Below are 13,920 nucleotides of genomic sequence, written 5' to 3'. Positions count from 1 at the left end.
CTAAAAGCTAAACATATGCTCCGCAGTCTTTTCAACCTTATTCTCTTCACCTCCGTTTATATTTCAGGGTGTGCCATCCTGATGGTATGGCAAACCAACCAGTTGCTGGCACTCGATTACCCGCATAATACCTTTTACCTTTTTGTTTTCTTTTCCACCATCTGCAGTTACAATTTTCACTGGTACCTTACACCCGGCGCCTACTCGGCCTCAGAAAGAATCCTTTGGGGTAACCGTCACCGTACCCTTATGCTCACTTTATGCGGCATAGGCCTGGCAGGCTCTCTATGGTTTTTCTGGCAGCTGCGCGAGCACTGGCTGGTACTCAGTGGCAGCGCAGTACTCACTTTTTTGTATTCTGCACCCAAAGTACCGCACAAGGCATTCAGGTGGCTCAGCAAAATAGCCATCGGGAAAACACTATTCCTCACCTTTGTATGGACCTATGTAACCACTGTGCTTCCTGCGTTGATAGCGGACAACGTGGTCACCCAGCCATTGGTATATCTCACCATACACCGTTTTGGTCTTATCTATGCGATCTGTATCTTATTTGATTACCGCGACCTGGAATCAGATAAAAAAGAAGGCATCCGCAGCCTGATCACTACCCTGGATGAGAAAAACCTGATGCGACTTTATTACGCTTCCCTGCTGATAGCCGCCATAAGCGCCGGTTTAATGTGGCCCTATACCACGCTGCCCGCTGTGGTTACCCTCCTGGTACCGGTCATCGCCACGGCCATCGTCACCCGGAAAGCGCAGCACACCGATTCCGATTACCTGTTCTACTTCGTACTGGATGGATTCATGGCCTTGTCGGCCGTATTATATCTCATGATCGTTTAATCCGGATGAGCACAATCCGGCGTTTTCCTTACATTTGTCGCGTCACAATCTGCAAATATTATGTCTAAAAAACAGAAATCAATATTCAACAAGGAATCACTGACATTCCTGGAAACGTACCTGAATAACCCGTCTCCTACCGGTTTTGAGAAAGAAGGACAAAAGCTCTGGCTGAAATACCTGACGCCTTATATCGATGAATATTTTGTAGACTCCTACGGATCTGCAGTAGGTATTATCAATCCTAAAGCGGAATTCAAAGTGGTGATTGAAGCCCATGCGGACGAAATCTCCTGGTTTGTAAATTACATCTCCCCGGAAGGACTGATCTATGTCATCCGCAATGGCGGCTCCGACCAGCAGATTGCTCCTTCCAAGCGTGTGAATATCCATACTGAGAAAGGTACCGTAAAAGCCGTTTTCGGCTGGCCGGCGATCCATACCCGTATCCGCAGCGGCGATGGCAAAGAACCGCAACCAAAAGTGGAAAACATTTTCCTCGATTGCGGCGCACGCTCCCGCAAAGAAGTAGAAGAACTGGGTATACACGTAGGTTGTGTATGCACATTTGAAGATGGTTTCGAGGAACTGAACTACGACTACTACATCTGCCGCGCTATCGACAACCGTATCGGTGGTTTCATGATTGCAGAAGTTGCCCGTTTGCTGAAAGAAAAGAAGCAGCAGCTTCCTTTTGGTCTTTATATCGTGAATGCTGTACAGGAAGAAGTAGGTTTGCGCGGCGCAGAAATGATCGCCAAACGTATTAAGCCAAATGTGGCCATCATCACCGATGTAACGCATGATACCACTACTCCCATGATCAACAAAAATATTGAGGGAGAAATAAAATGCGGCAGTGGTCCCAGCATTACTTATGGTCCGGCAGTACATAACATCCTCCGTGACCTCATCATCAAAACCGCCAAAAAGAACGACATTCCTCACCAGCTACATGCGGTAAGCCGCAGTACCGGTACTGATACAGATGCATTTGCCTACAGCAATGACGGCACGCCTTCTGCGCTGATCAGCTTACCACTACGCTATATGCATACTACCGTGGAAATGGTGAAGAAAGATGATATTGAAAATACGATCCAGCTGATTTACCAGACGTTGCTGAATATTACGCCTAAAACGAATTTCCAGTATATATAGGAGATCGGCGCGGATTTTGTCTTTCTCAGGATTACGCTGATTTTACTGATTTTACTTTTTGGATTTTTTTTGATTTTAAAAGATCAGGGAGATATAAGCGGACATATTCGCTCCTATCTCCCTGAATACTTTAATCAGTTATAAAATCAAAAAGTAAATTTTTGATTTTATAAGATCATGGAGATAGGAGCGGAATATATTCGCTCCTATCTCCATGAATACTTTAATCAGTTATAAAATCAAAAAAAATCCAAAAAGTAAAATCAGTAAAATCAGCGTAATCCTGAGAAAGACAAAATCCGCGCCGAAGGCGATCTCCTAGTTTTTAAAGAAGTCCGCTGCCCGGTTCACCTTCTCCACCCATGCGCCGGAACCAGCCTGCATTACATATTCGCTCATTCCTACCCTGCTGGCGCCCGGGGCCCAGTCGTAGGTGTAGCCTAGCCTTGTCCACGGATAGTGCATATCTGTGGCTGATGTCAGCGGGCGGTAGTAAGCGAAGATGATGTAGTTGTTAAACCAGGTGGTGAAGTCCGGCGATACACCGCTGATGGGGACTGCACCGGTGGTTTTGGTAGTAATGGCAGGATTGCCGGCGGGACGGTACAACCTGGAGGCACTTACCCACATGGTAGCGATATGGGTATTTGTTTTTGAGTTAACGGGCGGTAGTCCCAGTAACTGGCAGATACGCTGAATGGTATCTGAAGTAGGCGTAAGGGATGGTCCTATCCTGGTCTTCATCTGTTTAGGGATGAACAGCCAGGATTCGCCCCATACGGTGTTGATGGAATCGCCGGCCGGGTAACTTCCGGGGAAACGCATGAAGGTAGCCATCAACACATACTGCTGACCATTAATGGTTTTCCATTGCAGGTCAGGGTTGTCTGGTGTGATGGGCCACAGTGCATCGGTAATTTCGCTGCTGTCGGCAATCATGGCATCATCTACGGCCTGGCTGTAGAGCTGATCCAGGGTGTACACCGGCGGCGGAGGCAAAATTGGGTCATCATCATTTTTACTGCAACTGGAAAATGCCATAGCGGCAAATAGAGCGAGTACGGACAGCTTACTGCCCTTAGGGAAATGTTTCATAGAAGTGGTTTTCTGGATGCTGGTTATTTAAATTGAGTCCCGCAATTAAGTGTATTTCAACAGAATAATCAAATTTCCTTCATTTTCACTCCTACTAATTGGTAATTTGTATTTCGTAATAATTTGCTACGTTTGCTATTCAAACAAAATCAGATCTATGATCCGTCATGACTGGACGTTAGAAGAAATCAAAGCTATTTACAATACTCCTTTACTGGAACTGGTATACCGTGCTGCCACTATTCACCGTGAATACCAGGATACAGCAGAGGTGCAGGTTTGCACCCTCTTGTCCATTAAAACAGGCGGATGCCCTGAAGATTGCGCTTACTGCCCGCAGGCTGCCAGATACAACACTGACATCAATGTGCATGGCCTTCTGAAAAAAGAGGACGTGATGAGTTACGCGCAGAAAGCAAAAGAGGCGGGGTCCACCCGTTTCTGTATGGGCGCAGCATGGCGTGAAGTGCGCGACAACCGCGATTTCGACCGTGTACTGGATATGGTAAAAGGCGTAAATGAACTTGGTATGGAAGTATGCTGCACATTGGGCATGCTGAACGAAGACCAGGCAAAGAAATTAGCCGATGCCGGCCTGTTCGCCTACAACCACAACCTGGATACTTCCCGTGACCACTACGAAGAAATTATCACCACCCGCACTTACGACGATCGTTTACAAACGCTGGATAATGTCAGAAAAGCAGGTGTAAGCGTATGCTGTGGCGGTATTATAGGCTTGGGAGAATCGCATGAAGACCGTATCGCCATGCTGTGGACACTCAGCAGCTTACCGTCGCATCCGGATTCCGTGCCCATCAATGCGCTCACCCGCGTAAAAGGTACACCGCTGGAGCATTTACCTAAAGTAGAGTTCTGGGATATGGTACGCATGATTGCCACCACCCGCATCCTGATGCCAAAGGCAATGGTGCGTTTGAGCGCAGGCCGTGCGGAAATGAGTATGTCCGACCAGGCCCTGTGCTTTATGGCGGGCGCCAACTCTATCTTTACCGGCGAAAAATTATTAACTACAGGCAATCCTTCCTTTGAAGAAGACCACATGATGTTTGAGCTGCTGGGACTGAAGCCCAGAGAAGCTTTCAAAGCACAGGAAGCGGTGGCGCCTTCGGCGCCGGAAATTGTCTTGGAGCGCTGATTACGCTGATTATACTGATTTTTTGGATTTGATCAGTTTTGATTTTATAAGATTAAGGGAGATATAAGCGGATAAGTCCGCATATATCTCCCTAATCAATTATATAAAATCCAAAAAATCATTATAATCAGCGTAATCAGCGCTCAAGACAACCTCCGCAGCGCTACAAGTCGTTCATCCCGAAGTACTCCACTCCCAATTGATATCCTTTGAGTCCGAGTCCGCAGATGCAGCCGATGCATTTGGGCGCTATCAGTGAGGTGTGCCTGAATTCTTCCCTTGCATATACGTTGCTGATATGAATTTCCATCACCGGTGTTTTGATGCCCGCAATAGCGTCACGGATGGCAATGGAGGTATGTGTATAAGCGCCTGCATTGAGCAGCACGCCATCATATGAAAATCCTACTTCATGCAGATAGTTCACGATTTCCCCTTCTATGTTACTTTGATGGTAGCTGAAAGTTACCGCCGGAAATTGTTTTTGCAGATGTTTGAAATACTGTTCGAAAGATTCGCTGCCATAGATTCCCGTTTCACGCTTACCGAGCAGGTTAAGGTTAGGTCCGTTTATAATAGCTATTTGCATGATAATGGTTATAGAATGAAGAATGAGGGACTAAGATAATTAATCCTGTTTATTATTACTATCGCTTCCCCAGCGGTAAGTTTGCTGTTCCAGGCCTGCGAGGTCTATGATCCGGTCCACCACTGTGGCGGCCATTTCTTCGAGATTGGCGGGAACGCTGTAAAAGGAAGGAGTGGCAGGGCAGATAATGCCGCCGGCCAGGGTAACTGCTTCCATATTTTTGATGTGAATAAGATTATAAGGGGTTTCCCGTACCACGCAGATGAGCTTTCTTCTCTCTTTCAGCACTACATCTGCCGCGCGGGTAATAAGATCGTTGGAAATGCCGGTGGCAATGCGTCCCAGCGTACCCATGGAACAAGGGCAGATAATCATGGTGTTAAACCGTCCGGATCCCGAAGCGAACGGCGCGTGGAAATCCTGTTGGGAATAAAAACGGAAAGGCAATTGTTTATAATCTTCGTCTCTGAGCTCTGTTTCCCATACCGTTTTTGCGTTTTCTGTCATCACTACAGCTACCTGGTCCAGCTGTTCATGTGCTGCCTGCAGCTTCTGTAACAACTGACGGGCATAGATAGAACCACTTGCCCCGGTAACTGCTACTACTATACGATGTTTCATTGGCTATGCTGTTGAATTTACAAAGCTAGCCTATTTGGGTGGTTATACGCCAGCCTGTGCAACTATTTCATCCATGGCAATGCCGCCATGACTTTCATTGTAAACACATTGGCCGTTGCGGATGACCAGTACCTGGGGAGACTCATGCTGAACATTATAGACTTCCGCAATTTTATTGGATACCGGACGATGGGCGATCAGATCCAGGTAATAAAACGTTAACCCTTCTGGTACAGCCGACCGTTCCAACCTGGCCTTGGCCATCGAGCTGATAGAGCATCGCGTGCTGTGTTTGTAAATAACTACCGGCTGATGCGCTGATACTGCATTGATTTCAGCCAATTGTTCCTCGCTGGTTAACGTTTTCCAATTCATTTAACATGCTTTGTTATGTTCTATCGCAGGCGACTTGGCCATGCCCTTCATGGGACAGCCTAATTTCTGATGGCTTGCGCAGGACGTTAAGAAAGCGGCAAAGATACAAACCATAGCGGTGTAGCCCAAAATTCTTACATAAGATTGCATACTGGCAGTTTTAAATAATTTATGACTAAAACGAATTTTCACAGGAAATATGATACGACCACTTTTTTAATCGTCTTTTGTAACGTTATTTTGCAAATATAGAAAATACATTAAAAAAAACAACAATGTAATTTTCGGCCAGCCGAAAATATCCAGCGTTATGACAAAAGTACATTTTATTGCCATAGGCGGCAGCGTAATGCATCAGTTGGCCATTGCGCTCAAAAATAAAGGTTACCAGGTAACCGGCAGTGACGATGAGATTTTCGAACCGGCATTGTCAAACCTCCAACAGGCGGGCATTTTACCAGCCAGTACCGGTTGGAACCCTGCCCGGATAACGCCGGATCTCGACGCAGTCATCCTCGGCATGCATGCCCGGGACGACAACCCCGAGCTGATAAAAGCCCGGGAACTGCAGCTGAAAATTTATTCTTTCCCGGAATATATCTACCAGGAAAGTAAAAATAAAACGCGGGTAGCCATCGGGGGAAGTCATGGTAAAACTACCACTACCGCCATGGTAATGCACGCCTTGCAGCTTAATCATCAGTCGTTCGACTACCTGGTAGGCGCCCGGCTGGAAGGTTTTGCCCAATCTGTAAATATCACAGACGCACCCGTAATTGTGTGCGAAGCTGACGAGTACCCGGCCTCGGCCATTGAAAAACGGCCCAAGTTCCACTTTCTGCATCCGCAGATCGCGGTATTAACCGGCATCGCCTGGGATCACATCAACGTATTTCCTACCTACGAAATATATAAAGAACAGTTTGCTATTTTTATCAGGCAGATGGAAGCCGGTCAGGTATTGATCTACAACAATACAGATCCTGAACTCGTTAGCCTGGTAACCGCTACCGGCAACCACCTTAAACTGGTGCCATACGGCCTGCCCGAACATACCATTACCAACGGCGTTACCCGGGTTGTTTTTGGCGACCAGCAGGCCAGCCTGGAAGTTTTTGGCGATCATAACCTGCTGAACCTCCACGCTGCCAAGCTCGTTTGTAACGAACTGGGCCTCTCTGATGCGGAATTCCTGGCAGCAATTGCTACCTTTAAGGGCGCCGCAAAAAGACTGGAACTCGTAGCTAAAAACGATCATTGCGTTATTTACCGTGATTTTGCACACGCGCCTTCTAAAGTGAAAGCCACTATGGAAGCCACTAAACACCAGTTTCCCGACAGGAAACTGATAGCCGTGCTGGAATTACACACCTATAGCAGTTTAAATGCAGATTTCCTGGAACAATACCACGGCGCCCTCGATACAGCAGATACCGCCGTTGTGTTTTACAGCAAACATGCACTGGAAATAAAAAGAATGCCGGATCTGGCGCCGGAACTCATTGCACAGCGGTTTGGCCGGGATGACCTCCACGTTTTCCATAACAGGGAAAAACTGGAAGCTTTCCTCGCCGCACAACAATACCAGGACACCAACCTGCTGCTGATGAGCTCCGGAACATATGATGGTCTCGATTTTAGCAAACTGAAAGCATTATTGCCGTCAGACAAATAAATACATTAAACAAATTATAAATTATTCATAATGCCTTCTTTGCTCCTCAAAAGGCCGCTGGCCGTAATCGATCTGGAAACCACCGGTACCAACGTGGCTTCCGATCGTATCATTGAAATTGCTATCATCAAAGTGTTTCCGGACAAAACCACCCAGTCCAAAGTGAAACGCATTAACCCCGGAATGCCGATCCCAGCAGGATCTACAGCAATTCATGGTATTAAAGACGAGGATGTAAAAGACGCACCTACCTTTAAACAGGCCGCTCATGAACTCAAACAGTTCATGGATAACTGCGACCTGGCCGGGTATAACTCCAATCGCTTCGATATTCCCCTGCTGGTAGAGGAATTCCTGCGGGCCGACATCGAATTTGACGTATCCAAACGCAAATTTGTAGATGTACAGCGGATCTTCCACCTGATGGAAAAACGTACCCTGGGCGCCGCCTACAAATTCTATTGCGATAAATTGCTGGAAAACGCTCACAGCGCTGAAGCAGACGCATTGGCCACCTACGAGATCCTGGAAGCCCAGCTCGGCCGCTACGAACAATTGCAACAGGATATCGATTCACTCGCCGATTTCACAAAAGAGGAAGATTATATCGACTTTGCCCGCCGCCTCGTGATGCAGGGTGGACAGGAAGTGTTTAACTTTGGTAAATACAAAGGCCGTCCTGTCAGGGACGTACTAAAGGCAGAACCTCAGTACTACGATTGGATGATGAAAGCGGATTTTCCGCTTAATACCAAACAGAAACTGACTGAAATCTTCCATAATATGATGTTAAAAAAAATGTAATGTTATTCGGGAACGTCATATCTTGCGCCGGAATTGAATTATTTTCGCAGTCCAAAAATATCATCTGCTGAATTGGAAAAGCTTGTCATCATTCCTACGTACAATGAAAAGGATAATATCCGTAACATCATTGACGCTGTATTTTCCTTACAGCAGAATTTTCATGTCCTCATTGTGGATGACGGATCGCCCGACGGCACCGGCGCTATTGTAAAATCATTACAACAGCAACATCCCAACGAATTATTCCTGGAAGAAAGGTCCGGCAAACTAGGTTTGGGTACAGCTTATATCCACGGTTTCAAATGGGCGCTGGCCCGGGGCTATCAGTACATCATAGAAATGGACGCGGATTTTTCACACAATCCCAAAGATCTGCCGCGCCTGTATGACGCCTGCGCCAAAGATGGAGCAGATGTATCCGTAGGCTCCCGCTACGTAAAAGGCGGCAAAACCGAAAACTGGCCGTGGGACCGCGCCGTACTATCTTATGGCGCTTCCATTTATGTAGGCATGATCACCTGGATGCCGGTAAAAGATCCCACCGCAGGATTTGTATGTTACCGCAATACCGTATTGGAATCCATTAACCTGGACCAGATACAGTTTGTAGGCTACGCTTTCCAGATTGAAATGAAATTCACCGCATGGAAGCTGGGCTTTAAAATAAAGGAAGTGGCTATTACCTTTAAAGACCGGAAAGAAGGCTATTCCAAGATGAGCAAAGGCATCGTAAAAGAAGGCATCCTCGGCGTACTCAAAATACAGTGGCAAAGCCTTTTCCGCAATTATAAAAGACGGGTTCAGAATTAATAATTTACATCAATCGCATAGCATTTAGGGATCTGTTCATTTAAAAAAATGACCAGGTCCCTAAATACATTTTAACGGACCATGAAGAAAGCATTTCTCCAGCTACACCTCTCCGTATTTCTGGCTGGATTTACCGGGATATTGGGCAAACTCATTTCCCTCAACGAAGGACTACTGGTATGGTACCGGTTACTGATCACGTCCGTTACTTTGTATGTTCTATTCCGCTTCCAGGGTACCTTTAAAAAACTCCCCTGGAAAGACATCCTGCCCATTGGCAGCACCGGCGTAGTGGTAGCCCTGCACTGGCTCTTCTTTTATGGTAGTATCAAATATTCCAACGTATCTATCGGGGTAATCTGCTTTTCACTCACCAGCCTGTTCACCGCTATATTTGATCCACTCATCAACAGGCGCCGCTTCGACGTGGCCGAAATGCTGCTAAGCATGCTCACCCTCCTCGGCATCCTGCTTATCTTCCATTTTGATACGCAATACCGTACCGGCATTATCCTCGGAATTATTTCTGCCATGTTCGCCGCGCTGTTTACCGTATTTAATAAAAGACTGATCAAACGGTTCGATACCTATACCATTACTTTTTATGAGCTGTCGACAGGCTTCATTGTGCTCACCCTCGCCATGCCTCTATATCTCTACCTGTTTCCGGCCCCTACCCTGCTGCCCTCGTCTATGGATACACTCTACCTCCTTGTACTGGCCTGGTTCTGCACGGTGCTGATGTACCTGCTGAGCATGAGCGCATTAAAAAAAATCTCCCCGTTTACCGTCAACCTTTGTTTCAACCTGGAACCGGTTTACAGCATTGTGATGGCGTTTGTATTGTTTCATGAAAACAAATTCCTGAATAACGCTTTTTATGCCGGACTGGGCTGCATCATCCTTTCCGTAGGACTGCAAATGCTGCGGGTGGTAAAGGGTAAAACGGCGTCGTAATCCCCTCCGTTCATCCTCATTTATTTGTAACTTGAGCGCCGTAATTATTACTTTGCGCTTATGAGAAAAGTTTTATTAGGGGTGTCTCTCCTGGGCTCCTCCCTTTTTACCTATGCACAGCAACCTGCAAAAAAGCCGCTGGACCACAGTGTTTACGACAGTTGGCAAAGCATCGGCACTAAACTGATCAGTAATAACGGACAGTGGGTAGTGTATACTGTAGTACCGCAGGAAGGCGATGCCAGCCTCGTGATTTATGACCGCAAAACAGGTCAGTCCACCACCATTGACCGTGGCGGCAGCCCGGTGATCACGGAAGATTCCCGCTACGTGATCTGCAGCATCAAACCGTTTTTTAAAGATACCCGCGAAGCAAAGATCAAAAAGAAAAAAGCTTCAGAAATGCCCAAAGATTCCCTGGCCATCATTGCATTGGGCCAGCCCGGCATCCTGAAATTTCCTGGCGTAAAGTCTTTTAAAACACCGGAAAAAGGCAGTGGTCTGCTCGCCTATCTTTTGGAAAAACCAGCAGCAGATAGTGCCAAAGCCAAAGGAGGCAAAGCCCCTAAATCGCTGGATGATACCGATCGTGCAGACGACGACAAAATGCCCGCTGCCGGCACTGAAAGCGGCACGCTGGTGATCCGTCAGCTGCAGAGTGGTACACAGGATACCATTAAGAATGTAACGGAATTTACATTCAGCAAACCTGGTAACCAGCTGCTCATAGAAACAAAGGCAGATAAAAAAGATTCGCTGTCGCGCAACGGTGTACTGCTGTGGCGTGCCGCCAACAGGAAAGCGGTGGCATTGAGCAACGGTAACAACGATTATAAACAATTTGCTTTCGATGAAAAAGGAGAACAGGCGGCGTATTTCGGCACGCGTGATTCTGCCAAATCATTACAGCAATTCTATAAATTATATTATTTCAAACCCGGGCAGGACAGCGCCTACGAAGTAGCCGATAAAAACAGCAGCGGCCTGCCGGCCAACTGGAGTATCAGTCCCAACAGCCTCATTTATTTCAGTAAAGATGGACAGCGCCTGTTTTTTGGCACCGCTCCCGTGCTGCCCGTGAAAGATACCACCATCGTGGACTTCGAAGTAGCTAAAGTGGATATCTGGAATTATAAAGATGATTACCTGCAACCCATGCAGTTAAAAAATGTGGATAAGGAACTGAAAAGAAGTTATGCCGCCGTATATTATCCAGGCAGCAAACGGGTGATCCAGTTAAGCGATAAAGACCTGGAAACAGTTGTCACCGCTGCGGAAGGCAACAGTGCTAACGCCCTCGGCTATACGGATAAAGGCGCGCGCATCCCTATGCAATGGGTGGGCCGCACACTGAAAACAGCTTACCTCGTAAACATAAATGACGGTACGAGAAAAAAGATCAAAGAAAAGCTGGACGGTAACTTTTTCATCTCCCCTAAAGGAAAATATATTATCTGGTACGACCTGGCAAACCGGGAGTGGTTCAGTTATGATAATGCTACCGGCGCCGCGGTAAATATAAGCAAAGGCATTCCCACCAAAGTATATGATGAGGAAGATGACCATCCCGATGTACCGGATGCATACGGCATCGCTGGCTGGATGACCGGTGACAACTACGTATACATTTACGATCGCTACGATATTTGGCAGGTGGATCCTTCCGGTAAGGCAGCGCCGCTGAATATCACCAAAGGCCTGGGCCGTACCAACAAAATACGTTTCCGGTACCTGCGCCTGGATCCGGATAAGAAATTTTTCCTTCCCGGCGACCGCCTGACCTTATCTGCTTTCCAGGACAGCACCAAATACAATGGTTTCTATTCGCTGGAACTGCCGCGTAAAAGCGGTAAGGCTGCTAACCTTCAACCCGTGGTACTTGGGCCTTATTCATACACCGATCTGCTGAAAGCAAAAGATGCCAACGTGTTTTCGTATACCCGTAGCCGGTATGAGCTTTCCCCGGATGTTTTTACCGGAGATGATATCGCAAAAGCGACACAGATCAGTCATACCAATCCCCAGCAACAAGGATATAACTGGGGCACCGCATCGTTGTATAAATGGACAACTTTCAGCGGCAAACCGGCAGAAGGTATTCTTTACAAACCTGAAAATTTCGATAGCACCAAACAGTACCCGGTCATCTTTTATTTCTACGAGAAATTAACAGATGGATTATACAGTTACCAGGCGCCCGCGCCAACGCCGTCCCGGCTGAACATTTCGTTTTTTGTAAGCCGCGGTTACCTGGTGGTAGCGCCGGATATCAGCTATGAAAATGGTTATCCCGGAAAAAGCGCTTACGATTATATTGTGAGTGCCGCAGAAGACCTGGCTAAAAAAGCCTGGGTCGACGGAAAAAATATGGGTATCCAGGGGCAGAGCTGGGGTGGTTACCAGGTAGCTTATCTCGTTACACAAACCAATCTCTTTAAAGCAGCGTGGGCGGGCGCTCCCGTAGCCAATATGACCAGCGCTTATGGCGGTATCCGTTGGGAAAGTGGTATGAACAGGCAGTTCCAGTATGAACATTCGCAAAGCCGTATCGGCGCTACCTTATGGGAAAAACCCGAGCTGTATATTGAAAACTCACCCTTGTTCAACCTGCCGCGCGTAAACACGCCGGTGGCAATCATGGCCAATGATGCCGACGGCGCCGTTCCCTGGTACCAGGGCATTGAGCTGTTTACCGGCCTGCGTCGTTTAGGCAAACCCGTATGGTTGCTGAACTATAACAACGAAGCGCATAACCTCATACAACGCCAGAACCGGAAAGATATTCAGCGCAGGGAACAACAGTTCTTTGATCACTTCCTGAAAGGCGCACCGGCGCCGCAATGGCTGGAAAGCGGTGTGCCCGCAACAGAAAAAGGGATCAACTGGGGCTGGGATCTGCAACAGTAAACTAACGGCAATAATAAAAACGCTGCAGGCGCCTGTTAAGGAACCTGCAGCGTTTTTTGTTAATACGGGACCGGAGATAATGCTATTAACAGCTAATGCTGATAGATGACCGATTTTTGAGAAATGCCGAATCTATATATCATAGCCGGTTGCAACGGCGCCGGGAAAACGACCGCCAGTTTCACACTATTACCTGAAATACTGGACTGCAAAGAGTTTGTGAATGCAGACATCATTGCTGCAGACATGTGTCCTTTCCATCCGGAAAGCGTTGCTTTACCTGCAGGCAGGCAAATGTTGCACCGGATCAGGGAACTGGTGCTGGCAAAAACAGACTTTGCTTTTGAAACAACCCTGGCCACCAGGAGTTGTGTATCGCTGATTGAAAAAGCAAAAGAAACCGGTTACACCGTTACCCTGCTTTTCTTTTGGCTGAATTCCCCCGAAATGGCCGAGAGACGGGTACAGAAAAGGGTGAAAGAAGGCGGCCATCATATTCCCCCCGAAATCATCAGAAGAAGATATCACAGAGGTCTTAGTAACCTCATGAACCTATATATCCCTGTCTGCGACAACTGGCTGATGATAGACAACACCAGTACAACACCATTAGAAATCAGTTCAGGCACTAACATCCCTTCGGAATCTTTTTGTATATGGGATGTATTCCCCCTCCACTGTGGCAGGGAGGAACCGGAAGCAGCCGGCCAATATGAATTTAAAATACTCTCCGGGAGAATAATGCAGGGCGTTGAAACAGCTATGTGTAAACTGGTGGAAACGAATGCTGGTCTTGGCCGGGAGCTCATTATCGGCGATAAACAGGGTAACATCCTAAGCATTCCTGCCAGGGATATCCCGCTCACTGCCAGGTGATTCCGTTGCTCTCTAAATATATTTTTCTTAATATAAATT

Annotated in this window: 13 protein-coding genes; 9 read left to right on the top strand and 4 right to left on the bottom strand. The window is 47.1% G+C overall.

Annotated elements, in window-relative coordinates; translation table 11 throughout:
- Positions 1-15 precede the first annotated feature (15 nt).
- The gene (locus QFZ51_RS11125) at positions 16-849 is read left to right on the top strand and encodes a UbiA family prenyltransferase (protein WP_429045805.1); all 834 of its coding nucleotides are present in this window, start codon (positions 16-18) and stop codon (positions 847-849) included.
- Positions 850-909: 60 nt separating this feature from the next.
- The gene (locus QFZ51_RS11120) at positions 910-2,010 is read left to right on the top strand and encodes a M42 family metallopeptidase (protein ID WP_370912851.1); all 1,101 of its coding nucleotides are present in this window, start codon (positions 910-912) and stop codon (positions 2,008-2,010) included.
- Positions 2,011-2,328: 318 nt separating this feature from the next.
- Here QFZ51_RS11120 and QFZ51_RS11115 read toward each other — a convergent pair whose 3' ends face one another.
- On the bottom strand, positions 2,329-3,105 hold the full coding sequence (locus QFZ51_RS11115; protein ID WP_429045803.1) for a hypothetical protein: 777 nt from the start codon (positions 3,103-3,105) through the stop codon (positions 2,329-2,331).
- 157 nt (positions 3,106-3,262) lie between these two features.
- On the opposite strand from QFZ51_RS11115, the gene bioB reads away from it, so the two are divergent.
- Entirely contained in the window at positions 3,263-4,264 is a 1,002-nt protein-coding gene (gene bioB, locus QFZ51_RS11110) for a biotin synthase BioB (RefSeq protein ID WP_429045802.1), read from the top strand.
- Between the two features lie 163 nt (positions 4,265-4,427).
- Here the strand turns inward: bioB and aroQ are convergent, their stop codons facing one another.
- The 3 genes from aroQ to ytxJ are packed head-to-tail and all read right to left on the bottom strand — an operon-like array spanning position 4,428 to position 5,849.
- Positions 4,428-4,853, bottom strand: coding sequence for a type II 3-dehydroquinate dehydratase (gene aroQ / locus QFZ51_RS11105; protein ID WP_079468741.1), 426 nt, complete (start codon positions 4,851-4,853; stop codon positions 4,428-4,430).
- 39 nt (positions 4,854-4,892) lie between these two features.
- Positions 4,893-5,474, bottom strand: a complete 582-nt coding sequence (locus tag QFZ51_RS11100) for a UbiX family flavin prenyltransferase (protein ID WP_370913471.1) — start codon at positions 5,472-5,474, stop codon at positions 4,893-4,895.
- Positions 5,475-5,516: 42 nt separating this feature from the next.
- Positions 5,517-5,849, bottom strand: coding sequence for a bacillithiol system redox-active protein YtxJ (gene ytxJ / locus QFZ51_RS11095; protein WP_370913472.1), 333 nt, complete (start codon positions 5,847-5,849; stop codon positions 5,517-5,519).
- 310 nt (positions 5,850-6,159) lie between these two features.
- Here ytxJ and QFZ51_RS11090 point away from each other — a divergent pair, with 310 nt between their 5' ends.
- The 6 genes from QFZ51_RS11090 (at position 6,160) to QFZ51_RS11065 (ending at position 13,881) form a co-directional block, all read left to right on the top strand.
- On the top strand, positions 6,160-7,524 hold the full coding sequence (locus tag QFZ51_RS11090; RefSeq protein ID WP_429045800.1) for a UDP-N-acetylmuramate--L-alanine ligase: 1,365 nt from the start codon (positions 6,160-6,162) through the stop codon (positions 7,522-7,524).
- 30 nt (positions 7,525-7,554) lie between these two features.
- Complete coding sequence (locus QFZ51_RS11085; RefSeq protein ID WP_079468745.1) at positions 7,555-8,328, top strand: 3'-5' exonuclease; 774 nt, start codon at positions 7,555-7,557, stop codon at positions 8,326-8,328.
- A gap of 72 nt (positions 8,329-8,400) precedes the next feature.
- Positions 8,401-9,141 carry a polyprenol monophosphomannose synthase gene (locus QFZ51_RS11080; RefSeq protein WP_429045798.1) on the top strand — a complete coding sequence of 247 codons (741 nt, stop codon included), beginning with the start codon at positions 8,401-8,403 and terminating at the stop codon, positions 9,139-9,141.
- Positions 9,142-9,222: 81 nt separating this feature from the next.
- Positions 9,223-10,098: a DMT family transporter gene (locus tag QFZ51_RS11075; RefSeq protein ID WP_429045796.1), complete on the top strand. Its 876-nt coding sequence runs from the start codon at positions 9,223-9,225 to the stop codon at positions 10,096-10,098.
- A gap of 60 nt (positions 10,099-10,158) precedes the next feature.
- Positions 10,159-13,005 (top strand): prolyl oligopeptidase family serine peptidase, encoded by a 2,847-nt coding sequence (locus QFZ51_RS11070; RefSeq protein ID WP_429045794.1) that lies wholly within the window; start codon positions 10,159-10,161, stop codon positions 13,003-13,005.
- Between the two features lie 123 nt (positions 13,006-13,128).
- Complete coding sequence (locus QFZ51_RS11065) at positions 13,129-13,881, top strand: zeta toxin family protein (RefSeq protein WP_429045792.1); 753 nt, start codon at positions 13,129-13,131, stop codon at positions 13,879-13,881.
- The last annotated feature ends 39 nt before the right edge of the window (positions 13,882-13,920 follow it).

Origin of the sequence: Chitinophaga sp. W3I9 (assembly GCF_050434025.1) — a bacterium.
Classification (GTDB): domain Bacteria; phylum Bacteroidota; class Bacteroidia; order Chitinophagales; family Chitinophagaceae; genus Chitinophaga.
The sequence above is the reverse complement of the archived record's forward strand: the minus strand, read 5'-3'. Positions and strand labels throughout refer to the sequence as shown.